Source organism: Prevotella sp. P6B1, assembly GCF_000702825.1.
In the GTDB taxonomy this organism is placed as follows: Bacteria; Bacteroidota; Bacteroidia; order Bacteroidales; family Bacteroidaceae; genus Prevotella.
On sequence record NZ_JNKF01000011.1, the window covers coordinates 468334 to 494251 of the forward strand.

Genomic DNA, 25918 nt, shown 5'->3' on the forward strand with positions numbered 1-25918 from the left:
CCGTAGTACCGCAACAGCGTGGTGCCTTTTCATTAATGGTTAATGTTACTTCTGGGCCTCGGCCTCTTTCTGGGCGTGATGACCGCAGCCACCCTGCTTGCCCTCGTGCTTACCGCAACCACCTTCCTTTCCTTCGTGCTTACCGCAGCCGCCCTTCTTGCCATCGCATTGTTTCAGGATCTCGGCCTGATACTTAGCGTCGGTCAGGGTTTTCAGCAGGGCCTCGGCATTAGCCTTCTCTGCATCGTAGCTCACGCTTACGGTCTTGGCCTGTAAGTCCACACTCACTTCCTTTACAGCCTCGTTGGCTTTCAGGGTCTTCTCTACACGCTTAGCGCAGTTCTGACAGCGAATGTTGGTTACCTTGAACTTCACGTTGTCTGCCAATACGTTCATCGCGAACAGAGCAGCAAACATCATCATTACAATCTTTTTCATCTCTTTTAAAGTTTAAATTAATAAATGTATAAAAATGGTTGTTTAAAAACGAGTGCAAAGGTACGGCGAAAAAATCAGTTACGCAATACCTAAAACACGGGGTTTTAAGCATTGCGCAACATTTTAACGCAACATTTGCGATTAATCACAAGTAGGTATTTTAAATAGTCACTGGCAAGCTGATGACGAAGCGGGCGCCGGCGGTGTAATTTGGATCGATGGTGAGGGTGCCGCCGAGGAGCTGGGCTGAACGACGGGCTACAGTAAGCCCTAGACCGATGCCCTGCACAAACGAATCGACTTTGTAGAACCGCTCGAAGACGCGCTCCTGCTGGTCGCGTGGGATGCCTTTGCCGGTATCCTCTACGGCAATCTCCAACTGGCTATCTACGGTTTTTATATAGATGGTTACCCTACCCTTATCGGTAAACTTCAAAGCATTGCTCATCAGACGGTCGAGAATCTTGCGGATGGCTGCGGCATTACTCTTCAGGCGATAGCCATCGGGCAGCTCGCTGTTCACACTCAACGCCAGTCGGCCTTGGTTGGTAGCCTCGCTGGCATCGATGGCCTCCTGACAGACGGCCGTTACATCTACCTCATCGTTAAGCTGATACATACTTTGGCTCTCGCTCTCCGACAGCTCCAGCAGCTCGTTTACAAAGTTGGTAATCTCAGTGGTGTTATGACTGATGTCGGCCATGATGCGGTTGCGGTCCTCGACGCTCAGATCGTAGTCGGGATTGCTCACCACCTGCGCAAAGCCTGTAATGATATTGAGTGGTGTGCGTATCTCGTGACTGATGTGCTGAACGAATGCCGTCTTCATACGATCCGACTCCTTAGCGCGCTCGAGCGCCTTGGCCAAACGGGCTTGTGAGCGGTGGCGCAGGACAATGTAAATCAGCATAATCAGTATCAGGATAATCAGCGCCATGATGCGCCAGGCTTGGCGGGTATGCAGAATCTTTTCACGCTCAGCTGCCATCTCAAGCTCTTTCTGATGCACTGCCTCCTGCTCTACGGCATCGGCATGGCGCGACACGTTGATGGCCGAGTCGAGGTGCTCAATAATATCCACACTGATAGCTTTAGCCGAATCCAACCTGCCTGCATTGCGGTTGGCCTCGTATTTCTTTAGCATCACTTTCTGAATCATCTCGAGCGTATAGTCTACCTTGTATTCCTTGATGAGCTCTTTCAGGTTCTTGAAATTGTCGGCAGCCTCCTGCCAGCGGCCTGCCACGCCTAGATAGGTTCCACCCAAGTTCTTGCCTTCGGGTGTACGGCTCATACCTGTTTTCAGAAAGGTATGATAGCACTCAGCAGCCTCTTCTGAACGGTGCAGACCCTCGAGGGTGATGGCGCGATAGATATAATAGCGGGCCCACTGCTTTTCGGCATAATCCGGTCGGGCATCCTTGACTGGCTCATAGCCTCGGATGAGTTCTGACATACGATCCAGCCATATCAGGGCTTTCTCGTAGTCATGAATCTCGATATAATTATAGCTGATACTGATAACGCCCACGATGGCATCACGATAGGATGTGGCATAAGGATGACGCTTGATAAAGTCGAGATGCAAATCGTATGCGCGATTAAAAATATTATTTGTAGCTTGCTCGCTGAGACCATGCCGACTCTGACAACAGCCAGCATAAATCAGCAGATTGGTGTATTCGCTCGTGGTGTCGCAGCCCAGTTTCTCCAGTCGGTCGATGGCTGGTTGGGCTATCTTCAGTGCCTCCTCATACTCTCCCCACAAATACTTCAATCCTGCCAGTCGGTGGGCAATACCTGCATACACGCTGATATTATCGTCGCCAGTCGAATTCTCAACTGCCGTAAGACCCCGTTTCCAATACAACTCGGCCATACGCTTCTGCATCATGCGGTCGTAAGCATAACCCATCCAATAGTCGGCTTTTCCCTCCGAAAAGAGTCCTAATTTCTCCACGCTGTCGGTCAGTTCAAGTATGCGGTTGTAATCCTTGTCGAGATAGGCAAAGTACACCATACGTTCCGCATCATCGCAGCGTTTCTTGAATGAAGCATCGTTGTGACATCCTGCAAGGGACATCAGCAAAAGGCATACGACAGCTATGGATATCGCAGGGGTTAATAGATTTCTTTTCATTCTTAACAATTCGTTCCGTGATTAACAATTCAGATTGCAAAAATACAAATAATTCTGGCATGAACCATGCTTTTATCACAAATAATTTGAAAAAACACGTATTTCTTGATAAAAAAAATCAAAATGAATGTTATAGAATTTGGGAATCAAAAAATAATAACGTATCTTTGCCCCACGAGATTATAAAAATTAATACTCCTAAACATTAACTCGTATGAAGAAAATGATCTTATCCATGATGGCCGTCATGGGGGCACTATCTCTCCAGGCGCAGACCATCACAGGCAAGTACGAAGTTCCGAAAGTGCCCGATTGGGCAAGGAACGCGGTGTTCTATCAAATCTATCCGCAGACCTTCTGCGACTCTGACGGCGACGGTATCGGCGACCTGAAGGGTATCATCAGCAAACTGGACTATGTCAAAAGCCTTGGTGTAGATGCCATCTGGTTCAACCCCTTCTTCGATTCGCCTTTTAACGATGCTGGCTACGACATTCGCGACTACTACAAGATTGCGCCTCGCTATGGTACCAACGAGGATGCCAAGTTGCTGTTTGACGAAGCGCACAAGCGCGGCATGCACGTGATCTTCGACTACGTGATCAGTTATACAGCCATCGATCATCCCTGGTTTGTGGCCTCGCAGAAACAGGAGAAGAACAAATACTCCAACTACTATATCTGGACCGAGACCAACTGGGTGGATCCCCCATTCGAGTTCGCAGGTCAGTTTGTGAAGGGCTACGGTCAGCGCAACGGTCAGTTCATGCGTAATTTCTACTGGTGCCAGCCGGCGCTCAACTTCGGCTTCGCCAATCCCGACCCCAACCAGAAATGGCAGTTGCCCACCAACCATCCCGATGTGCTGGCGATGCGCGAGGATCTGAAGAAGGTGCTACGATTCTGGATGGATATGGGCTGCGACGGTTTCCGTGCCGATATGGCGGGCGCGCTGGTCAAGACGCGTCGCGTGCGTGGCAACGAGCAGTTCTTCAACACCAACGAGAACGAAACCAAGCTCTTCTGGCGCGAGATCCGACAGCTGCTCGAAAAGGAGTATCCACAGGGCTTCATGGTGGCAGAATGGTCGTATCCGGCCGATGCGCTCGACAACTGTTTCCACGTGGATTTCTTCCATTGGTTCAAAGGCTATAACGACTTGTTCCAGAAGGAGAGCTGGCGCATTCTGAACGGCGTGAGCGAAGGCCACAGCTACTTCGATGCCGAAGGCAAGGGCGACGTGCGTGCTTTCCTGGAGAGCTATATGGACCAGTATCAGAAAACATTGGGCAAAGGCTATATCAGTCTGCCAATGGGTAACCACGACAACGCCCGTCTGGGTAATAAGCGTACTGACAAGGAACTCGAGATTATCTATGCCTTCGGATTCACCATGCCAGGCGTGCCCTTCCTCTATTACGGCAACGAGATAGGTATGCGCCAGTTGCCAACCAGCTGGCCGCAGGTGGAAGGTGCCTATCAGCCACGCAACGGAGCCCGCACACCCATGCAGTGGAGCCAGGATAAAAATCTCGGATTCTCAACATGCAATGCCGAGCAGCTCTACCTGCCTGTGGATCCCGACCCCAACGCACCCAATGTAGCTGCGCAGGAGCGCAATCCCAACTCGCTGCTCAACAAGACCCGACAGCTGATAGCACTCCATCATAGCGAGCCTGCACTGGCCGACTATGCGGAGTTTGTACCACTGTACCCGCTGACCAAGGAGCAGAGTGCCTATCCCTTTGTGTATGCGCGTGCGGCTGGAAAAGATGTGGTGCTCGTGATGCTCAACCCCAGAGCCCAGGCTTCGGACGCCACATTCCCGGTGAATATCAAATTCAAGAAGACCAAGGTGCTGGCTGGCGACCGATTCACCATTCTCAGCAATAAAAAGAATGGCAGCATGACCATCCACATGCCACCTACATCGTACGCTATCGTAAAACTCTTATAAGAAAAAAATGAATCCCCACCATTGCTGGCGGGGATTCTTCGTTATTTATTTCTGCTCCTCAATAATATTGGCTCCTTCCTTCAGAGCCTCCATGTTGAGGGGAATCAATCCGTGATGACGCTCAGGGAGTGTCTTGTAGAGAGCCTTCTCTACACCCTTATCGCTCACAACAGGAGCAACCTTCAAGAGTCCACCCAGCACAATCATATTGAACACCTTACCGTTCTTCATCTCGGCAGCTTTGTCCATGGCATTGATCTCATACACGGTGATATCCTTACGGGTTGGCTTGTTGATGATACCGAAGCCATCGTAAATCAGAATGCCACCGGGTTTGATTTTGGGTTCAAACTTCTCGAGTGAGGGCTGATTGAGTACCACTGCAATATCGTACTTGCTCAGGATAGGCGAAGAGATGCGCTCGTCGCTCACAATCACTGTTACGTTGGCTGTACCACCACGCTGCTCAGGACCGTAAGCCGGCATCCATGTTACCTCCTTATCCTCCATCAGTCCACTATAAGCCAGAATCTTACCCATTGAGAGCACGCCCTGACCTCCGAAACCTGAAATAATTATTTCCTTCTTCATGTTTTACCTTTTTACTTTTTTACCTTTTTACCTTTAAAGGTTGGTCGTGTCTTTAAGGTCACCCTTTGGATAGAAGGGGAACATGTTCTCCTTCATCCACTCGTTAGCCTTAGCAGGAGAAAGTTTCCAACCGCTGTTACAGGTTGAAACGAACTCTACCAACGAAGAGCCCTTGCCAGCCATCGAAGCCTCGAATGCCTTGCGCAGTGCCTTCTTGGCCTTGTTGATTGAGGCTACACTCTCCACACTCTGACGAGTAACGTAGCAGGTGCCCTCCAATCCTGCAGCGATATCGGCCATCTTCAAAGGATAACCGTGAATCTCAGGATCACGACCGTAAGGACAGGTAGAGGTCTTCTGACCAATCAGTGTGGTTGGTGCCATCTGACCACCAGTCATACCATAAATGGCATTGTTGACGAAGATAATCACGATGTTCTCACCACGGTTCAGCGCATGAATGGTTTCACAGGTTCCGATACATGCCAGGTCGCCATCGCCCTGATAGGTGAATACCAGACGGTCGGGCCAGGTACGCTTGATACCTGTCGCCAGTGCGGGTGCACGACCATGGGCAGCCTCCTGCCAGTCGATATCAATATAATTATAAGCGAAGACGGCACAACCTACAGGCGATACTCCTACGGTCTTGTCTTCCATACCCATCTCTTCGATGACCTCGGCAATAAGCTTATGAACTACACCGTGGCTACAGCCTGGGCAGTAGTGCATATTGTTGTCGTTCATCAGCGTCGGCTTCTTGCAGACGATGTTCTCTGGTTGAACTATTTGATTTCTATCCATAGTCTTACATTACCTTTTTCAGTGCATTAACAATTTCCTCAGGATCGGGAACGATACCACCCAGACGTCCGAACTGCTCTACGGGCACAGCGCCGTTAACAGCCAGACGAACATCCTGTACCATCTGACCAGCATTGATCTCAGCCACCAGGATACCCTTCACCTTCTTGGCGAGCTCGGCAATCTGTTTCTCAGGGAATGGGAACAGTGTGATAGGACGGAACAGACCAACCTTGATACCCTGTTCGCGAGCAATCTCTACGCTCTTCTCGGCAATACGGGCAGCACTACCGAAGGCTACGATTGCATACTCGGCATCGTCCATCTGCTGCTGCTCGAAGCGAACCTCGTTCTCCTGAATCTTACGATACTTCTCCTGTAGAGCCAGGTTGCGCTGCTCCATAATCTCAGGCTTCAGTTCGAGCGATGTAATCACATTGCGCTCGCGGTTCTTTGGCTTACCAGTTGAAGCCCAAGGACACTCCTTGATTACCTCCTCGTCAGTACGACGGGGCTTGAATGGAGGCAGAACTACCTTCTCCATCATTTGACCGATCACACCATCGCTCAGAATCATGGCAGGGTTACGATACTTGAATGCCAACTCGAAGGCGAGATCTACGAAATCGGCCATCTCCTGTACTGACGATGGAGCCAGTACAATCACCTTGTAGTCGCCATTACCACCACCACGGGTAGCCTGGAAATAGTCACCCTGCGATGGCTGGATGGTACCCAAACCAGGACCTCCACGCTGCACGTTTACAAACACACCCGGCACCTCGGCACCAGCCATGTAAGTGATTCCCTCCTGCATCAATGCGATACCAGGAGACGAAGATGAGGTCATGGCACGCTTACCGGCTCCGGCAGCACCATAAACCATGTAGATACTGGCCAGCTCGCTCTCAGCCTGAACCACCTGCATACCGGTAGTCTCCCAAGGCTTCAGTTCAGCCAGCGTCTCAATCACTTCACTCTGCGGAGTAATAGGATAGCCGAAATAGCCGTCGCATCCGCATCGAATAGCAGCGTGGGCAATAGCCTCGTTGCCTTTCATCAATACAACTTCTTTTTCCTGTGCCATAATTACTCCTCCACTTTTTTACGATACACGGTGATACAACCATCGGGGCAGACGATGCCACACGAAGCACAGCCCACGCAGGCCTCTTCGTTGACAGCCTCCACGTAGGGGTAGCCGTGCAGATTAACTTTGTTGGCAAGGGCGATAACCTTCTGAGGGCAAGCGATGATGCAGAGGCTGCATCCCTTACACCTCTCGGTATTCACCTCAATAGCGCCTTTCATTTTTGCCATATTCAGTATTTGTTTATGGATTATACATATCTTTACAATAGAAAGCCATGATGTCGTCGAGCATACGCTTGGCTTCCACAGCGGGACTCTCGGGGTCGAGCTCAATAGCCTGGATATAGCTATTGATTGCCTCGTGCCACTGACCGCGCTTGCGGGCCTCATTGCCTTGTTCGTAATACTCTTGCGCCGTCATTACTTATAGTATTCTTTCTTACCTGCAGCCAGGGTATTCTTCATGAGCGAGCAGATGGTCATAGGACCAACGCCACCAGGAACAGGTGTAATATACGAGCACTTAGGTGCAACCTCGTCGAACTTCACATCGCCATTAAGACGGAAGCCGCTTTTGCGTGTAGCATCGGGCACACGGGTGGTACCTACATCCACAATCACAGCACCATCCTTCACCATATCGGCTGTTACAAAGTCGGGCTGACCAATGGCAGCGATGATGATATCGGCTGCGCGGCACTCTTCCTTCAGCGTCTTTGAGCGCGAGTGGCATACGGTAACGGTAGCGTCGCCATACTGCTTCTGCATCATGAGCTGAGCCATAGGCTTACCTACGATGTTTGAACGACCCAGGATGACACACTTCTTACCACTGGTTTCGATACCATAGCGCTTAAGCAGTGTGATGATGCCTAAAGGAGTGGCTGAGATGAAGCAAGGCAGACCGATAGCCATACGTCCCACGTTGATAGGATGGAAACCGTCGACATCCTTACGGTAGTCGATTGCCTCGATAATCTTCTGCTCATCGATATGCTTTGGTAAGGGCAACTGCACGATGAAGCCATCCACATCGTCGTCCTTGTTGAGCTTATCAACGCAAGATAAAAGCTCATCCTCCGAGATAGTATCCTCGAAACGGATGAGCGTACTCTTAAAGCCACAAGCCTCGCAGGCCAGTACTTTATTCTTTACATAAGTCTCCGAACCTCCATCGTGACCCACCAATACGGCCGCCAGATGGGGCTGTTTGCCACCCTGGGCAACAATCTCTTTTACCTCTTCAGCAATCTCGGCCTTGATAGCCGCTGCTGTTGCTTTTCCATCAATCAGTTGCATATGTGTTGTTATTGTTTAATCCATTGCCATTCGTCCTTGGCATTCTGGGTTTTCTGAGCGTCGAGGTTCATCAGCGTGTCCACATCGGTTGCTTTCAGTCCGATATAGATGGCCACCTCCTTGAGGGCCTCGATCTCAGTGTTAGTTACATTGGCATCGCTCTTGACAATCAGTGCCAGCATGCTCAACATCTGGTAACGCAGATCCTCGCTGAGTGATTGAGCTATCTGATTACCGCAGTCGCCTATCATCTGGAGGAACGCCATCGGCTTCTGTGCTTCCATCACAGCACGCTTGGCGATGATCTTCTTGACCACTTCCATGCCCTCGTGCTCGGCTTCCTTGCCGAAGTTGATGCGGAGGAACTTGCCTAAGAACTCATATTCCTCTGGTTCTACCTTACCGTCGGCCAGCACGATGTGCGATGCCATGAGCAGCATTGAGAACAGGAAACTGTTTTTCAGATTCTCACGCACTGGCGAATCGATGTTAAACGTCTGACGGAACTCATCGGTGATAATCACCTCTTCCGCTGCCGTCTTCTTCGGCTGAGTGGCCTTTGCCATTTCCTCAGTCAGATCCTTCATAGGTCCTTCCTCGAAGAGGCCTACCAGATTGCTAATCCATTGTCCAAATGCCATAGTAATTTATAATTAGGTAATTCTTAATGATGTCTTAGAACTTCGGCATGCCGCCTCGCATCTTCATCGCTGCCGCCATCTGCGCCATCTTCGATGAGTTCAGGCCGGTCACCATCTTCATCATCTTGCGCGTCTGGTCGAACTGCTTCATCAGGCGATTCACATCCTCGAGCTTCGAACCAGAACCCTTGGCTATACGCAATCGGCGACTCTGGTTGATGATGTCGGGATTGGCACGCTCCTTAGGAGTCATCGAATTGATGATGGCCTCGATGCCTTTGAAGGCATTATCGTCGATATCCAGATCCTTAATCTGCTTGCCTACACCAGGAATCATAGCTGCCAGATCCTTGATGTTACCCATCTTCTTGATCTGCTGAATCTGACCCATGAAGTCATCGAAATCAAACTTGTTCTTACGGATCTTCTTCTCCAGCTTCTTGGCCTCTTCCTCGTCGAACTGCTGCTGGGCGCGCTCTACCAGCGAAACGATATCACCCATACCGAGAATACGGTCGGCCATACGCTCTGGGTAGAACACATCGATAGCCTCCATCTTCTCGCCCGTACCTACAAACTTAATAGGCTTGGTAACCACGGTGCGGATACTGAGGGCTGCACCACCACGGGTGTCGCCATCGAGCTTTGTCAGGATCACACCATCGAAATCCAGGCGATCATTGAACTCCTTAGCGGTGTTAACAGCATCCTGACCGGTCATCGAGTCGACAACGAACAGGGTCTCGTTAGGATTAACGGCCTTCTTCAGCGTTTCGATCTCCTGCATCATCTCCTCGTCGACTGCCAGTCGGCCAGCGGTATCGATAATCACCACATCGTTGGCCTTGGCTTTGGCCTCCTGAATGGCGTTGTTGGCAATCTCTACTACATTCTTATTATCAGGCTCTGAGTAAACGGGTACACCCACACTCTCACCCACAACCTTCAACTGCTCGATAGCAGCAGGACGATACACGTCGCAGGCTACCAGCAAGGGCTTCTTGTGATTACGCTCTTTCAGCATCTTGGCAAGCTTACCGCTGAAGGTGGTCTTACCTGAACCCTGCAGCCCCGACATCAGGATGATGGCAGGTGCGCCTGGGCGACCCTCAACTTTCAGCTCGGCTGCCTTTCCACCCATCAGTTCGGCCAGCTCATCGTGAACAATCTTCACCATCAGCTGACTGGGTTTCACGGCTGTGAGCACATTCATACCCAGAGCCTTCTGCTTGACAGTATCTGTAAATGATTTAGCTACCTTATAGTTTACGTCGGCATCCAACAGGGCACGACGTACATCTTTCAGTGTTTCAGCTACATTAATCTCGGTGATTTTTCCTTCACCTTTCAGTATCTTGAACGAGCGTTCTAATCTATCACTTAAATTCTCAAACATATCACCTTTCTTTTTTAGGGCGCAAAGATACACAAAAAATATGATACACCCAAATTTTACTCGTCGTTTTTTTGTTTTTCCCCTATTTCTGTTGTTTTAACTCGCATACTGAACTCACACCCGCAATATTGCTGGTTATAGAAATCATACTCCTTGAGCAACTGATTACGGCGCTCATAGAGTCCGCCTTTACGCCAATTCTGTGCCCAGAATTTAACTTCATTGAACTTTGGACTTTGAACATTGAACATTTCCTCATTAACCTTTTGTTCGGCGATAAGGCCGGCACGTTCAATCTGCTCTAAGCTTTTCCAACGGCTCGATGCCAGTGTGGTAGTAAAATACTTAATGCCTAATGCCTGAGCCTGCTTGGCTGCAGCTATCAGGCGCAACGTAAAACAACGCTCGCAGCGACGCCCGCGTTCAGGCTCTTTCTCTAATCCGCACACGCCACCCAACCACTCGTCATGGTTGTAGTCGCCATCAATCCACTTGAGTCCCAAGCTCTCCGCATGGCGCTTACTCTCCTGTTTTCTGATTTCGTATTCCTCTCTGGGCCAGATATTTGGATTGAAATAATAAATCGTTGGACGAACGTCGTGAGCCATCATCCATTCGACGATAGCCGACGAACAAGGGGCGCAGCAGGCATGCAGCAGCACCTCGCTCAGTCCTTCCGGTTTCTGTATAGCTGGTTGTTTCATCGGGTGCAAAATTACATATTTTTATTGTTAATCTTCTCAAATTCTGCGTTTATTTCGCATTATTTGTATAACTTCGCAGAAAATTTAAGATATACTACTTTTATAACATGATGAACTTGAATCTTACAAACAACATTAAGATGCCTAATCATGAACTGAGGCGTCAAGTTATCGATTTGTGTAATAAGGTAGAAAAGCCACTGCTGAAGCTGTCGACCAAGGATTATGTTGAAAACGGATTGGGTCACCTTGTCGAACAGTTTGATGGCCAGGCTGGTCTAGTCAACATTGAGGTCTTCAACGAATTACAGCATACCATTACCGGATGGCCGGGAGGCAAGCCGAATGTTGATGATTCCACACGTCCAGAACGTGCCAATCCATACCCCAAGCGTGTCATAGTATTCTCGCCCCACCCCGACGATGATGTCATTTCGATGGGTGGCACCATCCGTCGACTGATGCAGCAGCACCACGATGTACACATTGCTTACGAGACATCGGGCAACATTGCTGTGGGCGACGAGGAAGTGCGCCGATTCATGCACTTCATCAACGGGTTCAACTCTATCTTTGCCAATGGCAGCGACGAGGTTATCAAGCACAGCTATCAGGCTGTAAAGGCTTTTATCAAGAATAAGAAAGAGGGCGATCTGGACAACGAACAGATACTGCGCCTGAAGGGACTGATTCGTCGTGTCGAAGCTCGATTGGCTTGCGAGTATAGCGGTATCGACAGTAAGCATATCCACTTCCTCGACCTGCCTTTCTACGAAAGCGGCAAGATTGAAAAGCTGCCTATGACTGAGGCTGATGTAACCCCGATTATCGAACTGATCAGTGAGATTAAGCCCCACCAGATATATGTAGCAGCCGATCTGGCCGACCCACATGGCACACACCGTAAATGTACCGATGCCGTATTGGCAGCCATCGACGAGGAAAAGAAAGCTGGTGCCGAGTGGCTCAAGGACTGTCGCGTATGGATGTATCGTGGTGCTTGGGCAGAATGGGATGTGGCCGACATCGAGATGTGTGTGCCCATGAGCCCTGAGGAATTGCGCGAAAAGCGAAATGCCATTCTGCGCCACCAGAGTCAGATGGAGAGTGCACCGTTCTTAGGCAACGACGAGCGACTGTTCTGGCAACGTGCCGAAGACCGCAACCGCGAGACCGCCAAACGCTACGACAACTTAGGACTGGCCTGCTACGAGGCGATGGAGGCATTTGTAGAATACAAATTTTAATTTTCGTTGCAAAATGTAAACTAAATAGCATTATGAACTTTAATTTAAAACCATTAGTGCTCACGGCACTATTCGCTATTCACTCATCACTATTCACTTCAGCCGCTCCGGCTGACTATCATGTAGTTCCCCTGCCCCAGTCTATCCAACTGGCTAAAGGTCCAGCCTTCCTGTTGGATGCTGATGTACAGATTCTGGCACCAGCCGAATTGCAACGCGAAGCCGCTTTACTGCAGCAGTATCTGAAAGAAGTGGCAGGTTTACAACTACCCATTACCGACAAGCGCGCGAAAAAAATGCGCTATATCGAGTTGGGCATATCAACAAAAGTCACCAACCAAGAGGGATATATGCTCAACGTATCGCAGAAAGGTTTCCGTATCGAAGGCGGTTCTGCTGCAGGTGTATTCTATGGCATACAGACGCTGCGCAAAGCAGCTGCCAATGGTACTGAGTTTGCTGCAGCCACTATTACCGACACACCACGATTCTCATGGCGAGGCATGCATCTCGACTGCTCGCGTCACTTCTTCTCTGTCGATTTCGTCAAGAAGTATATCGACCTGCTGGCGATGCACAATATGAACGTCTTCCACTGGCACCTGACCGACGATCAGGGCTGGCGCATAGAAATCAAAAAATATCCAAAGCTCACCACCATCGGTTCGCAGCGTTCAGGTACGGTGCTTGGTATCAATGCCGACCTCGACGACAGTATTCCTCATGGGGGTTACTACACCCAGCAGCAGGCACGCGAGATAGTAGAATATGCCCAAGAACGCCACATCACCGTAGTACCTGAGATTGATATGCCAGGACACATGCTGGCTGCGCTGGCATGCTATCCCGAGCTGGGCTGTACTGGCGGTCCCTACCAGGTAGGACACTATTGGGGCGTGTACAAGGATGTGCTCTGTGTAGGCAATCCTAAGGTATATGAGTTTGTAGAGGATGTGCTTACAGAGATTATGGATATCTTCCCATCGGAGGTTATTCATATCGGTGGCGACGAGGCGCCTACCGAGAAGTGGGAACACTGCGCCAAGTGCAATAGTCTCAACCTGAAGCACACCACCTATCAAGGCTTCTTCACGAAACGTGTGTTCGACTTCATCACAGCCCACCATCGTAGGGTTCTGGGCTGGGACGAGATACTTGAGGCCAGTCCTGCCGATGCGATGATTATGTCGTGGCGAGGTTCTGCTCCTGGGTCACAAGCAGCCCAAACGGGGCACGACGTCGTGATGTCGCCCACCTCTCACTGCTATTTCGACTACCAGCAGAGCAAGGAGACCTCGCACGAACCGAGTCGCTGCAGTGGCTATATCCCAGTAGAAAAGGTGTACGCACTCGATCCTGCCCCTGATTCAATCCCAGCCGATGCACGAAAGCATATCCTTGGCGGTCAGGCCAATATCTGGACTGAGCATCTGTTTACCGAGGGGATGGTAGAATATCAGGCATTGCCCCGCATGTCGGCTTTAGCCGAAGTGCTTTGGACAATGCCTGAACACAAGAATTTCGAGACCTTTAAGGAGCGACTGACTGTGTTTACCCGCCTGTACGAATTATACCACTATCAGTATGCCAAACATCTGTGGCCCGATCGACAACTCCCCAGTCGTTGGCTGTTCTAAGAATTTTGCAAAGTACCTAAAGATATTTTGCGCGCTAACTGCTTTGCACGTGAAAAGTACTTAGAGAAAAAAGCACCCCCAATTTGTATAAGCCACTTAACTAATTGGGGTTACTTCAAAGACTGGAGCCTGTCCGCGAGCATCTTCGGCCTTCCACTCAATGGTGACGATTTTCTGTTCGCCAGGCATCAAGGTAAAGTAGTTGTCGCTATAGATAACCGGCAGAATCTGCTCACCATCGGCACCCTTCAGGTTGACACGCAGGAACGGGGCAACCGTTTTGCCTGTATTCTTCAGGGTGAGCACAGCCTTGGTTCCAGTAACCTTTACGTTCTGCTGCAGTGCTGATTTTGGTAAGGTGGTCAGGGCGCGGTAGTTATTCTCCTCGCGGCCCATGATATACTCATTCTCCGAAATCACACCACGCTTATCAGTGAGTGATAAACGTAGGAACCAAACAGCCGATGGCGTCTGAGGCTGCAACTTGGTCAGCCTCAGGATAGCCTGAGTGGTATCCTCATTGCTATTCAGACGGAGCTTCTGCTGGCGAACCTTCTTACCATTCAGATCATATACAGCAACTGTAGCGGTGATACCTGCCACATTTCCTGCCGAGTGGTTTACCACCTCGATGCTGTCAGTCAGGGCGTTATACTGGATGTGGAGTGGCTCACAGGCTTTCTTCACACCAAAGTAAGCAGCTGTGGGGTCGAAATAGTAATCGTAAGTCTGCCAAACCATCGATGGCCAGCAGGCATGACTCATCCAGATCAGCAGTCCTGCACGGCTCTTACTGGTGCTCTCGTACATGCCACGATAGCCGTTATAGTTAATGAGCTGAGCCCAACGGGTGAACTCCTCGGCGCTGGAGGCCTTGCCAAGCCCCATCTCTACCAGTCCGTTAAACTCACGGGCACGCTGGGCACCCATCAGCGTATAGTCGTGCTGTCCCCACTGCACACTCTGTGGCCAGAGGGCATCAGGACTGAGTGTACGAGTCAAGCTCTCGATATTCATCACGTTAGGCATGCCGCGCTCACTGTGAATCTTACCGCTCTGGCGGGCAAAATATTCTTTCATAGGCAGTGCCCAATATGGTCCATGTCCGCTCACACCGTCATCGGCTGAACTGGAGATGAACTCCAAGCCTGGTGCGAAGGTGTGTACATACTCACGCAGCTTACGATCGATAGTCTCAGGAGGAAAGCCCTCGTTACGACCAACCCAGATACCGATACTGGCATGACTGCGGATACGGCGCAGATAATCCTGCGCATTGCTCAAGAAGAGCACATCGTCGTAGGGATCGGGGCCGTCGGCAGGGTTAGCCAACCAGAAGTCCTGCCATATCATGATACCATGCTTATCGCAAGCCTCGTAGAAAGCCTCGTCGCCAATCTGGCCCACCCAGTTACGAATCATGGTGCAGTTCATCTGCTTGTGGTAGCCCACAGCAATATCGTATTCACGCGAACGATACAAGAGGTTGTGTTCGTCAAAACCCCAGTTTCCACCTAATGGAATAAAACGGCGACCGTTGATATACATGATGAGCGAATCCTTCAATCCCTCGTATTTCATCTCACGGATACCAGCCTGATAGCTGATGGTAGAGGCCTCGCCATGATCGGGTTCGAAAGTAAACCCCGACTCGTAGAGATAAGGCTCGCCATAACCATTAGGCCACCACAGTTTGAAGTTGCTGCTGGTAAGCTGTTTGTTGCAGTGTGGACAGAAGCTGACCTCCTGCTCAGTATTGGCAGGAAGAGTGATCTGCTTTTCAAATTTCACATCACCTATCCAGCCCTTCAGTGTGCCTTTTACCGGCTGATTATCGTTGTTACGCACAAACACCGAAGGCTTCACGCTGGCCGTCCTGCCATCGGCAGACAACTTGGTGCTGACGTATGGATCGCTCACGGTCACATTTCCTGTAGAGGTAAGATAAACCTCGTTCCAGATGCCTACCTCACGACCTCGAACGGTAGTAATCCAATCCCAGCCGATAGTAGCATGGAAGGTAGGATTATCGGCACCGAGCAGTCCGCCGTTCAGCTGAGTGGTATTGCGGTCCTTCTCCTTCACAGCACCGAAATACTGATTGCATTCCACCTCAACGGCCAGGTAATTCTTACCTTTGCGCAGCAACCCTGTGACATTAAACTTCCCGCGCATAAATGCACCCTCGATACGTCCGAGACGCTGACCGTTCAGATATACATTGGCCTTCCAGTTGATACCATCGAAATTCAGCCACTGCTGGGCACCATCAACAGATGTTATGTCAAACTCCTGGCGATACCAGAAATTGGAACGGAAATACGACTCTGATATCTGGTCCACATCATCCGCATAATTTGGATCGGGCACCGCACCAATATTCATAAACGAAGCCAGCACCGTACCAGGAACCGTAGCCGGAATCCAGCTTCTACTATCATAGTCGGCTGAGGCAATCTGTTCGCCACGGGCATCAACCTCCGATGCACGCTGCAACTGCCACAAGCCGCCACTCAACTCGTAGCGGCCATTCTTCAAGCCGGCTAAAGCATGCGGTGCATAGATCTTCCTAAACTTAGAAAGAACTGCCATCTCACGCAGGGCATAGCAACCAGCCTCACCAGGTTCCTGTAGCAGCAGACGCACGTAGCGGGCGGTAGCTTGAAACGTAAACTTTGATTTTTGAGCTTTGAAATCAGCCACCTTTCTCCAGGTCTTAGCATCATCCGATACCTGAATGATTCCTACCTTGGGGGCATACAGCCAATCGAGCTCAATCTGTCGGATGGGCAGACTCTTGCCCAGATCAGTATAGAGCCACTGCTTACCACCACCATCGCTCATCCACACGCTACTGAACTTCTGCGATGGTAACAGCTCCACATAGCCACCAATCGCATCCTGGAAATTCAGTTCGTACACATCCCAGTGGGCTGCGCCTGCCATATCCATCACCACGCGCAGATGTTGGGTGTTTACTGGTGTCTTGAATTTGATGAGTTCATCCAATTGGCGGGCTGGCAACAGGCTCTCTTCGGTCTGTTTGTTAGGGTCGGAATGTAACTTATATAAGAGCGGCTTTCCTGGTAGCTGACTACCTTTGATTTCACCCACAACCTGCCAGTCTTTGCCGTTCTCCGAAGCCTCACAACGGATACTATAGCCCTTGGTAGCCAACTGGTCATTATACGCCATCATACCTACTACACGCACCCCAGCGGTTTTCACCTTCATGGCACCGCTATAATCGTACTGCAGCCAAGCCTTCTCACCCATCAGGATATTCTTCGAATAGGCACCGCCATCGATAGCCCACTCTGCTTCCTTACGGGGCAGTACCCCATCCTGAGTTGAAACCTTCAGTCTGACGGGGGGGGCTGTGTTGCAGATACCATCTGTCACCAGATGTGCCGTATGGTTATAGTCAATAGACGACGATGCCCATGCCGCTCGATGGAGGGCTACGTTAGACAGTGTCTGACCGTTGTCCACCCAACTAACAGCAGGGGCATAGTACTCACTCTGGGCACCCGGATAACGTCCGATGCCACGCGTGTAATCGGTATTTCCAGGTGCAGCCACAGCGCACATACCGATACACGATAATAAGGTTGTAAGATACTTCATAAACAGTTGCGATTCTAATTTTTGCGCACAAAAATACGAAAAAGAATCACACCATGCAAACTTTCGTTTTGTTTTTATGACAATCTTACCAACAGATATTTGAAACTGACAAAATAGTATCAGCGCTTAATCTCAATATCGCGCTTCACATTGTCACGAATTTTAGTCAGGTATCCCTTCATACCAGCAGCATCCTTCTTGTCGATAATCTCGAGCAGCTCTTTCAACTCCGTACGTATCTGCACCACCTGTTCGTGGGTATAGGGGTTGAACAGGATTTCCTGAAGCAGATAGTCGTCCTCGTTGAGCACACCCTTGGCAATGCGCATATGACGCTTGAAAGTTGTACCAGGCGCATCCTGATGCTTCATCACAGCTGCAAACACAAAGGTTGACACGAAAGGTATTGACAGCGAGTAAGCCACTGTCTTATCGTGTTCCTCGAAACTGTACTCATAGATATTCAGTCCCAACTTGCTATACAAGTCCTTGAAGAAGCAACGGCCCAGCGTGTCGCCTTCGCTGATAATGATGGCATTTTCTTCAGAGAGTTGCTGCAGATTGGCAAAGGTGGGTCCGAACATGGGGTGCGTACTGACGTAACGCATGCCGGTCTGCTCATAGAAATCCTTCAAGTCGGTCTTTACCGATGCGATATCGCTGATGATACACTCCTTGGGCAGGTAAGGTATCACCTCCTTGAATACTGGAATGGTGTACTTCAGCGTCACGGCATTGATAAGCAGCTCTGGCTCGAAGGCCTTGATCTCTTCATAAGAGGTGAAACGCTGACAGTTATAGGTGAATCGCATGCGTTTGGCATCGCGCTCAAACACAGCAACTTCGTGGTCAAAACTCAGCAGGTCGATGAAGAACGATCCCATCTTTCCTGCACCCATTACTAATATCTTCATTTACAATGTAAAAATTAGAAAATGTAACAATGTAATAATTACTTGTTAATGATTTCAATCTGTTGGCGGACGCTCTCTTCGTGGATATTCTCGAATACATGGGCCACAAACTCTGGATCCATACCGCAGAGCGAACCCTGGGCACCGCGCTTATTCAGAATCTCATTGTAACGATTGGCCTGCAGCACAGTCATGTTGTGCTCCTTCTTGTACTGACCGATCTCGCGGCATACACGCATACGCTTAGCCAGAAGCTCCATCAGCTGATTATCCAACTCGTCGATCTGCTTACGCAACTGAGTAATACCCTCGGTTGTGGTGTTCTCATCACGGATAACCAGCAGACTCAGAATGTAGTCGAGAACATCGGGAGTAACCTGCTGCTTGGCATCACTCCAGGCCTTATCAGGATCGCAATGGCTCTCTACAATCAGACCATCAAAACCAAGGTCCATAGCCTGCTGACAAAGTGGTGCTACCAGCTCACGACGGCCACCGATGTGGCTGGGGTCGCTGATAATTGGTAACTCGGGAATACGACGACGTAACTCGATGGGAATCTGCCACATAGGTGCATTACGATAAATCTTCTGTTCATAGCTAGAGAAACCACGATGAATGGCTCCTAAGCGCTTGATTCCTGCCTGGTTGATACGCTCAAGAGCACCAATCCAAAGCTCCAGATCGGGGTTCACAGGGTTCTTCACAAACACGGGGACATCGACACCTTTCAGAGAGTCGGCAATAGCCTGCATGGCAAAAGGGTTAGCCGATGTACGGGCTCCAATCCACAGGATATCGACGTTATGCTTCAGGCACAGCTCTACATGCTCGGGTGTAGCCACCTCGGTCGATACCAGCATCTTGGTTTCCTTCTTCACCTGCTCCAACCATACCAGAGCGGGTTCGCCATGACCCTCGAAGCCACCGGGCTTGGTACGAGGCTTCCATACACCTGCACGGAAGTTATGGCAGCCCTTCATGGCCAACTGCTTAGCGGTTGTCATCACTTGTTCCTCAGTTTCTGCAGAGCAAGGGCCTGCAATCACAAAGGGACGTTCGTTGTCACTCGGTAAATTCAATGGTGATAATTCCAGTTCCATAATTATATTGCTTTTTTAATTCTTTCTAATGCTTGTTTGATTTTCTCTTCCTTGGCACAAAGCGAGATGCGGATATAGCGCTCGCCGTTTGAACCGAAAATAAAGCCGGGGGTGATAAACACACGAGCCTCATGGAGTACACGCTCAGTCAGGTCCTCTACATTCTTAATATCAGCAGGAATCTTACCCCATAGGAACATGCCTACCTGATTCTTATCATAGGTGCAACCCAGCACATCCATAATCTGCTCGGCCCACTGACGGCGACGAGCATAGGTCTCGATATTAAACTCGTGGTGCCATGATTCGTCATTGTTCTTCAGCGCCTCGGCAGCTGCCAACTGGAGACCACGGAAGGTTCCGCTGTCAACATTACTCTTAATCTTCATCGTCCACTGGATGAACTGCGCATTCGACAGGCACATGCCTACACGCCAACCTGGCATGTTATGACTCTTCGACATAGAGTTGAACTCGATACAGCAGTCCTTGGCACCAGGTACCTGCAGAATACTCAGATGCTCCTCGCTCAGAATGAATGAGTAGGGATTATCGTTCACAATCACGATATCGTGGTCCTTGGCAAACTTCACCAGTCGCTCGTAGGTTTCCATACGGGCACGACCGCCTGTCGGCATGTTGGGATAATTTGTCCACATCAGCTTTACGCGGCTCAGATCCATCTGCTCCAGTTCCTCGAAATCGGGCTGCCAGCCATTGTCCTCTCGCAGATTATAGTTGACAATCTTTGCGCCTAAGATCTTAGAAAGCGATGTGTAGGTAGGATAGCCAGGATTGGGCACCAGCACCTCGTCGCCAGGATTCACAAAAGCCAAAGTCACGTGCAGGATTCCTTCCTTCGAGCCAATCAGTGGCAGCACTTCGGTTTTGGGGTCCAGATTCACATTGTACCAACGCTTATAGAACTGTGCCATCGCCTCACGCAATTCGGGGGTACCAACTGTCATCTGATAACCATGCGCATCGGGTAGATGAGCAACCTCACACAACTTATCAATGGTCTGCTGCGAAGGTGGCATGTCAGGGCTGCCAATAGCCAACGAGATAATATCCTTGCCTTCGGCGTTCAACTGCGCCACCTCTTTCAGCTTGCGACTGAAGTAGTATTCCTGTACTAAACTTAATCTATCTGCAGGTTGTATCATAATCTTTTAGTATTAATTCTATTTACGTTTAATTCGTCTGTCGCCCATCCTTGTACTCGCCTAAAATCTTTAGGGCCTTTGTTAATGGAAAAATCGCATCGATAGCCTGACGATAACGGGTCAGGTCGTCGTACATCACATCGACATAGAACAGGTATTCCCACTCTCTGCCGATGATGGGCAGCGACTGAATCTTAGTGAGATTGATTTTGTAGAACGACAGAATAGCCAGTACATGCGAAAGCGAACCTTCTTCGTGAGGCAATGAGAAAACGATACTCGACTTATTGGCTTCGGTCAGCGGGCGTAGCATATCGGCCTTGTTTGGATTGCTTACCACCAGGAAGCGGGTAAAGTTATGCTTATTATCCTCAATGTGGTCTTCAAGAACCTTCAGACCATACAGTTTGGCAGCCTCGGCATGGCAGATAGCAGCCCAGCCACGTTTCTGTCCCTCGGCAATCATCTTGGCACTTCCGGCAGTATCCTCTGCCTCCACATTCTTGAGCTGCGGATGTTTGGCCAGGAACTCGCGGCACTGCATCAAAGCCACTGGGTGAGAGTGCACTTCCTGAATGGTATCCCAGTCGTCCTCAGGCAAACAACAGATACAATGGGTTATATGCAGTTTATGCTCACCAACGATACTTGTACCGCTATCGCGCAACAGTTCGTAGTTATGGAGCAGACTGCCCGCAATTGTATTCTCAATGGCCAGCATGCCAATGGTGGTGGGGTCTTGCTTGATCTGCTCGAACACCTGTTCGAAGGTACTGCAGCATATCAGCTGAATCTGTTCTCCCTCGAAATACAGGTGAGCCGCTATATCGTGGAACGACCCTATCAGTCCTTGTATGGCTATTCTCTTCATATTCTTTTTCTATAACCTTTATTTTAATAAGAATCCCGCTATCACTTTGTTGTGAAGCGGGACCTTGTTTTTTTATCTTCTCTTGTCATAAGTTGAAATTTATACGCAACTTCCCGCCTCACAGTTCCCTGTAAAGTAAAAATAATAACCGTAAAAATAACTATTCAACATTGACATAACTTTAATTCTTAAATTCTACAAATGTCCAGCATTTCGCTGATTTCGCCTGCAAAAGTATAGCATTTTTGCGAAACCACCAAATTAAAAGCATTTTTTTTTCGTTTTTAGCTTACTTTTTATCACTTTTTGCCCGATTATTTAAAAAAATCATTACCTTTGCATCGTTTTTTAGAAAAAACTGAAACTTATAAATGCACGACAGATAGAATTCATTATATTAATTATACACAATATGAAAACAAACAACAATTGGACTTTTGGGGAGTTGGTTAGTCTGCCGAAAGAGGTGAAAGATGTTAAAAAGAAAGGGGATAATTCCTTCACGGAGTTTATTACTTCGCGATATATATGTATACGCGAAGCAACCAATACGCAACGAGGTATTCTGGTGAAAGCACTGGGTAAGCTACCTGCCGAAAACATTTCTATCATTAATGGTGCACCATTCTGTAAAGACGAGCTGGATGAGATGTTTTACGCAAAGCGCTATTACAGTTTCCCATTTCCAACGGCTGAGGAATTAAAAGAAGCACTTAATATCATTCGTGGTAACCAGACTCTTCTGAATCAATTTGCCGACAACAAGATGCACATCAACCCTGATGCTACTTTTTGGGTAAAGGAAACAGCCGTAAACAAATGGCTCAGAAAGAAGCTGCAATATATGGATGCTCAGGAAGACAATATAAGCCAAGCCCATAACAGAGATGTACATTATAGACTATCTATCGTTCAATTCAGTAATGATGAACTTTTTTGGTAATAACATGTAAGCGTATGAAAGAAAATCGTATTATTGCTGCAGCACTCATCACAGTGGGCATTGTTTGTTTAGGACTTTTTATCAAAGGTGGCATCGACAACTTTGCCAACAAGGATCGTAAGGTAACGGTTAAGGGACTTGCCGAACGTGAAGTTCCCGCCGACAAGGTGACATGGAGCATCGGCACTAAGGTAACGGGTAACGACCTTCCCCTACTCTATGAGAACATCAACGTTCAGACCAATAAGATCAAGAAGTTCTTGCAACAGAACGGCATCGAAGAAAAAGAGATAACGGTGAATCCACCAACCATCAGCGACTTAGAGGCTCGTGAATGGGGTGACAACCAAAAGAACTTCCGCTATATTGTGAACACTACGATTACCGTGGCAACTAACAAGGTGAACGAGGTGAACAAGGCGATCTTTAAACAGGCAGAATTACTGAAACAAGGTGTTGCCATCGAAAACAGCAATCCCCAATACGAGTATGCTTCATTCCAGCAGATGAAACCAGAGATGATGGCAGAAGCTATTAAGAATGCCCAGAAAACTGCCGAACAGTTTGCCGAGGCCAGCAAAAGCGAATTAGGTCAGATACAAACAGCAGGTCAGGGACAGTTTGAAATCGAAGACCGCGATATGAACACGCCTTACATCAAGAAGTTGCGTGTGGTAACCACCATCACCTATTCACTCAAAGACTAACAACATCTGAAGGTTATTACACAACACAAATAAAAAAAGAAGTTTGCGCTATCAACCGCAAACTTCTTTTTTATTAGTTATTCACCGAGCCACCCACAATATCAAGCAGTTCGGAGGTGATGGCTTGCTGACGACTCTTATTATATTGCAAATTGAGCTCGCGCAACAATTCATCAGCATTATCCGTAGCGGTTTGCATGGCCACCATTCGGGCAGCATGCTCTGAGGCATTCGAATCGAGCAACGCTGTATAAAGCATCAGGTGAGCTAACTTTGGCATGAGCTGAGAAAGCACAGTATTCATGTCGGGCTCAACGATGAAGTTATCGTTCAGCGGTTTCACGTCTTCCTGCTTCATTTCTGTCTCGCGCTCACCACGCTTCTTCAGATACTCCTGCGACTGCTTGGTGGCAATCGTAGAAGTGAGATCGCGCTCGTGGTCAGCCTGCAGTTCCGACTCCACATCGATGGGCAAGAACGTTTTGCGGGTGAGCACCTGCGAACCGGCACTCTTGAAGTGATGATAGATGAGCTCCACCTTATCAATCTCGCCCGCAGCAAACTTACGGCCCAGCTCCATGGCTATCTCGATGCACTGCTGCACGTTGGGATGGTCGGCCAGCGCAGAGTATTCACCTTGCACCTGCAAACCCATCTTACGGGCTTTCTCATACACCTTGCGGCCAATGGGATAGATCTCCACCTGGTCGCGCCCGATGGTCTCGGCATACTCATCGACCACATGCGACATGAGCTTGATGGTGTTGGCATTGAAACCGCCACAGAGTGACGAGTTACTTGAGAACACCACCAAGGCTACCCTCTTAACAGGGCGCTCCTGATCGTAGATGGTCTGAGCCTCGGCCTCGGCAGCCAGGAACGACTTGAGGATGTGCTCCAGCAGCTCCTCGTAAGGCAGCATATTCTGAATAGCCACCTGAGCGTGGTGCAGCTTGCTGGAGGCAACCATCTTCATAGCCGACGTGATCTTTCGCGTAGAATTGACTGAGGCTATGCGGCCTTTAATTTCTTTCAGGCTTGGCATAGGCTATCAGGCTTTATACGTTCCGGCGATATCAGCCATAACGGCCTCAATCTGCTTGGTGGTCTCGTCGTCGATCTTACCGCTGGCCAGAGTCTCGACCACCTCGGGATGAGCTGAGCGCAGCTTGTCGAGGAACGAGGTCTGGCACTCACGTACCTTAGCGATGGGCACATCGCGCATCAGACCATGCACACCGCAATACAGGATGGCAATCTGCTCGCCTACCGGCATTGGGCTGTACTGAGGCTGGATGAGCAGCTGATTGTTCTTACGACCACGGTCAAGTGTCATCGCTGTCACAGCATCCATATCGCTTGAGAACTTAGAGAAGGCCTCGAGCTCACGATACTGCGCCTGGTCGATCTTCAGTGTTCCAGCCACCTTCTTCATACTCTTGATCTGAGCAGAACCACCCACACGAGATACTGAGATACCTACGTTGATGGCGGGACGGAAACCCTGGTTGAAGAGGTCGCTCTCCAAGAAGATCTGACCATCGGTGATAGAGATAACGTTGGTTGGGATGTAAGCCGACACGTCACCTGCCTGTGTCTCGATGATAGGCAGAGCGGTGAGCGAACCACCACCCTTTACGTGACCCTTCATACACTCAGGCAGGTCGTTCATCTGCTCGGCCACCTCCTGTTGCTCGTTCATCTTGGCTGCACGCTCAAGCAGACGAGAGTGGAGATAGAATACATCGCCAGGATAGGCCTCACGTCCAGAAGGACGGCGCAGAATCAGCGATACCTCACGATAGGCCACTGCCTGCTTAGAGAGGTCGTCGTATACTACGAGTGCGGGCAGACCACGGTCACGGAAGTACTCACCGATAGCAGCACCAGCAAAAGGCGCATAGTACTGCATAGCAGCAGGATCAGCAGCGGTAGCTGCAACCACAATAGTATAAGGCATAGCGCCGTGCTCCTGCAGTGTAGATACGAGAGCAGCAACGGTACTGGCCTTCTGACCGATAGCTACATAGATACAATAGACAGGCTTTCCTGCCTCATAGAAACTCTTCTGGTTAATGATGGTATCAACAGCGATGGCGGTCTTACCCGTCTGACGGTCACCGATAATCAGCTCACGCTGTCCGCGACCGATAGGGATCATCGAGTCGATAGCCTTCAATCCGGTCTGCAGCGGTTCCTTTACAGGCTGACGGTAGATAACTCCAGGAGCCTTACGATCCAGAGGCATCTCGAATGCCTCGGTGAGATCGATTTCTCCTTTACCGTCGATAGCCTGGCCCAGCGGATTGATAACACGTCCCAGCATGTTGTCGTTCACTCGGATAGAAGCGATACGCTTGGTGCGCTTCACCACCATGCCCTCTTTGATGCCTGAGGTAGAGCCCAAGAGCACGCAGCCCACGTTGTCCTCCTCGAGGTTCATCACGATAGCCATGGTGCCATTCTCAAACTCCAGCAGCTCGTTGGCCTCGGCATTGCGCAGACCGTAGATACGTGCCACACCATCGCTGACGGTGAGAACGGTACCTACCTCGTCGAACTTCTCGGCATCGGAGATGCCTTTCAACTGGTCGAGCAACACCTGGGAAACTTCGCTTGGTTTAATCTTATCTGACATTGT

Annotated in this window: 22 protein-coding genes and 1 pseudogene; 5 read left to right on the top strand and 18 right to left on the bottom strand. The window is 49.5% G+C overall.

Annotation, left to right across the window (positions count from 1 at the left end; genetic code table 11):
• Positions 1-45 precede the first annotated feature (45 nt).
• A complete protein-coding gene (locus T495_RS0106105) occupies positions 46-438 on the bottom strand; it encodes a heavy-metal-associated domain-containing protein (protein WP_051651881.1) in 393 nt (130 codons plus the stop codon).
• 160 nt (positions 439-598) lie between these two features.
• Entirely contained in the window at positions 599-2578 is a 1980-nt protein-coding gene (locus T495_RS15125) for a HAMP domain-containing sensor histidine kinase (protein ID WP_081832033.1), read from the bottom strand.
• Between the two features lie 214 nt (positions 2579-2792).
• On the opposite strand from T495_RS15125, the gene T495_RS0106115 reads away from it, so the two are divergent.
• Positions 2793-4535, top strand: a complete 1743-nt coding sequence (locus tag T495_RS0106115) for an alpha-amylase family glycosyl hydrolase (RefSeq protein ID WP_081832034.1) — start codon at positions 2793-2795, stop codon at positions 4533-4535.
• 45 nt (positions 4536-4580) lie between these two features.
• On the opposite strand, the gene T495_RS0106120 is transcribed toward T495_RS0106115, so the two are convergent.
• The 9 genes from T495_RS0106120 to T495_RS0106160 are packed head-to-tail and all read right to left on the bottom strand — an operon-like array spanning position 4581 to position 11062.
• Entirely contained in the window at positions 4581-5126 is a 546-nt protein-coding gene (locus tag T495_RS0106120) for a 2-oxoacid:acceptor oxidoreductase family protein (protein WP_033147969.1), read from the bottom strand.
• A gap of 33 nt (positions 5127-5159) precedes the next feature.
• The gene (locus tag T495_RS0106125; RefSeq protein WP_028904300.1) at positions 5160-5930 is read right to left on the bottom strand and encodes a thiamine pyrophosphate-dependent enzyme; all 771 of its coding nucleotides are present in this window, start codon (positions 5928-5930) and stop codon (positions 5160-5162) included.
• A gap of 4 nt (positions 5931-5934) precedes the next feature.
• Entirely contained in the window at positions 5935-7017 is a 1083-nt protein-coding gene (locus T495_RS0106130) for a 3-methyl-2-oxobutanoate dehydrogenase subunit VorB (protein ID WP_033147970.1), read from the bottom strand.
• A gap of 2 nt (positions 7018-7019) precedes the next feature.
• On the bottom strand, positions 7020-7250 hold the full coding sequence (locus T495_RS0106135) for a ferredoxin family protein (RefSeq protein ID WP_028904302.1): 231 nt from the start codon (positions 7248-7250) through the stop codon (positions 7020-7022).
• Positions 7251-7263: 13 nt separating this feature from the next.
• On the bottom strand, positions 7264-7443 hold the full coding sequence (locus T495_RS0106140) for a tetratricopeptide repeat protein (RefSeq protein WP_013065546.1): 180 nt from the start codon (positions 7441-7443) through the stop codon (positions 7264-7266).
• A complete protein-coding gene (gene folD / locus T495_RS0106145; protein WP_033147971.1) occupies positions 7443-8321 on the bottom strand; it encodes a bifunctional methylenetetrahydrofolate dehydrogenase/methenyltetrahydrofolate cyclohydrolase FolD in 879 nt (292 codons plus the stop codon). The genes T495_RS0106140 and folD overlap by 1 nt, the downstream gene beginning before the upstream one ends.
• Positions 8322-8329: 8 nt before the next feature.
• Positions 8330-8962 carry a TerB family tellurite resistance protein gene (locus T495_RS0106150; protein WP_051523165.1) on the bottom strand — a complete coding sequence of 211 codons (633 nt, stop codon included), beginning with the start codon at positions 8960-8962 and terminating at the stop codon, positions 8330-8332.
• A 34-nt stretch (positions 8963-8996) separates the two neighbouring features.
• Entirely contained in the window at positions 8997-10358 is a 1362-nt protein-coding gene (gene ffh / locus T495_RS0106155) for a signal recognition particle protein (RefSeq protein WP_028904304.1), read from the bottom strand.
• 56 nt (positions 10359-10414) lie between these two features.
• Positions 10415-11062, bottom strand: a complete 648-nt coding sequence (locus T495_RS0106160) for an epoxyqueuosine reductase QueH (RefSeq protein WP_033147972.1) — start codon at positions 11060-11062, stop codon at positions 10415-10417.
• A 122-nt stretch (positions 11063-11184) separates the two neighbouring features.
• Here T495_RS0106160 and T495_RS0106165 point away from each other — a divergent pair.
• Positions 11185-12309 (top strand): annotated as a pseudogene (locus T495_RS0106165) (PIG-L family deacetylase); the annotation flags it as partial.
• A gap of 32 nt (positions 12310-12341) precedes the next feature.
• Entirely contained in the window at positions 12342-13946 is a 1605-nt protein-coding gene (locus T495_RS0106170) for a beta-N-acetylhexosaminidase (protein ID WP_051651884.1), read from the top strand.
• A gap of 96 nt (positions 13947-14042) precedes the next feature.
• Here T495_RS0106170 and T495_RS0106175 read toward each other — a convergent pair whose 3' ends face one another.
• The 5 genes from T495_RS0106175 to T495_RS0106195 all read right to left on the bottom strand — a co-directional run bounded on the left by T495_RS0106175 (position 14043) and on the right by T495_RS0106195 (position 21627).
• Positions 14043-17573: a discoidin domain-containing protein gene (locus T495_RS0106175; RefSeq protein ID WP_051651885.1), complete on the bottom strand. Its 3531-nt coding sequence runs from the start codon at positions 17571-17573 to the stop codon at positions 14043-14045.
• A 119-nt stretch (positions 17574-17692) separates the two neighbouring features.
• Positions 17693-18487, bottom strand: a complete 795-nt coding sequence (locus tag T495_RS0106180) for a prephenate dehydrogenase/arogenate dehydrogenase family protein (RefSeq protein ID WP_028904307.1) — start codon at positions 18485-18487, stop codon at positions 17693-17695.
• A gap of 38 nt (positions 18488-18525) precedes the next feature.
• Positions 18526-19590, bottom strand: coding sequence for a bifunctional 3-deoxy-7-phosphoheptulonate synthase/chorismate mutase type II (locus T495_RS0106185; RefSeq protein ID WP_028904308.1), 1065 nt, complete (start codon positions 19588-19590; stop codon positions 18526-18528).
• A 2-nt stretch (positions 19591-19592) separates the two neighbouring features.
• The gene (locus T495_RS0106190) at positions 19593-20756 is read right to left on the bottom strand and encodes a pyridoxal phosphate-dependent aminotransferase (RefSeq protein WP_033147973.1); all 1164 of its coding nucleotides are present in this window, start codon (positions 20754-20756) and stop codon (positions 19593-19595) included.
• 28 nt (positions 20757-20784) lie between these two features.
• The gene (locus T495_RS0106195; RefSeq protein WP_033147974.1) at positions 20785-21627 is read right to left on the bottom strand and encodes a prephenate dehydratase domain-containing protein; all 843 of its coding nucleotides are present in this window, start codon (positions 21625-21627) and stop codon (positions 20785-20787) included.
• A gap of 412 nt (positions 21628-22039) precedes the next feature.
• Between T495_RS0106195 and T495_RS0106200 the strand changes: the two genes are divergently transcribed.
• Together T495_RS0106200 and T495_RS0106205 are read left to right on the top strand one after the other, a co-directional pair.
• On the top strand, positions 22040-22570 hold the full coding sequence (locus T495_RS0106200) for a hypothetical protein (protein WP_033147975.1): 531 nt from the start codon (positions 22040-22042) through the stop codon (positions 22568-22570).
• 14 nt (positions 22571-22584) lie between these two features.
• Positions 22585-23277, top strand: a complete 693-nt coding sequence (locus T495_RS0106205) for an SIMPL domain-containing protein (protein WP_033147976.1) — start codon at positions 22585-22587, stop codon at positions 23275-23277.
• A 73-nt stretch (positions 23278-23350) separates the two neighbouring features.
• On the opposite strand, the gene T495_RS0106210 is transcribed toward T495_RS0106205, so the two are convergent.
• Positions 23351-24322: a F0F1 ATP synthase subunit gamma gene (locus tag T495_RS0106210; RefSeq protein ID WP_033147977.1), complete on the bottom strand. Its 972-nt coding sequence runs from the start codon at positions 24320-24322 to the stop codon at positions 23351-23353.
• Between the two features lie 6 nt (positions 24323-24328).
• Positions 24329-25915 carry a F0F1 ATP synthase subunit alpha gene (gene atpA / locus T495_RS0106215; protein ID WP_033147978.1) on the bottom strand — a complete coding sequence of 529 codons (1587 nt, stop codon included), beginning with the start codon at positions 25913-25915 and terminating at the stop codon, positions 24329-24331.
• Between the last annotated feature and the right edge of the window lie 3 nt (positions 25916-25918).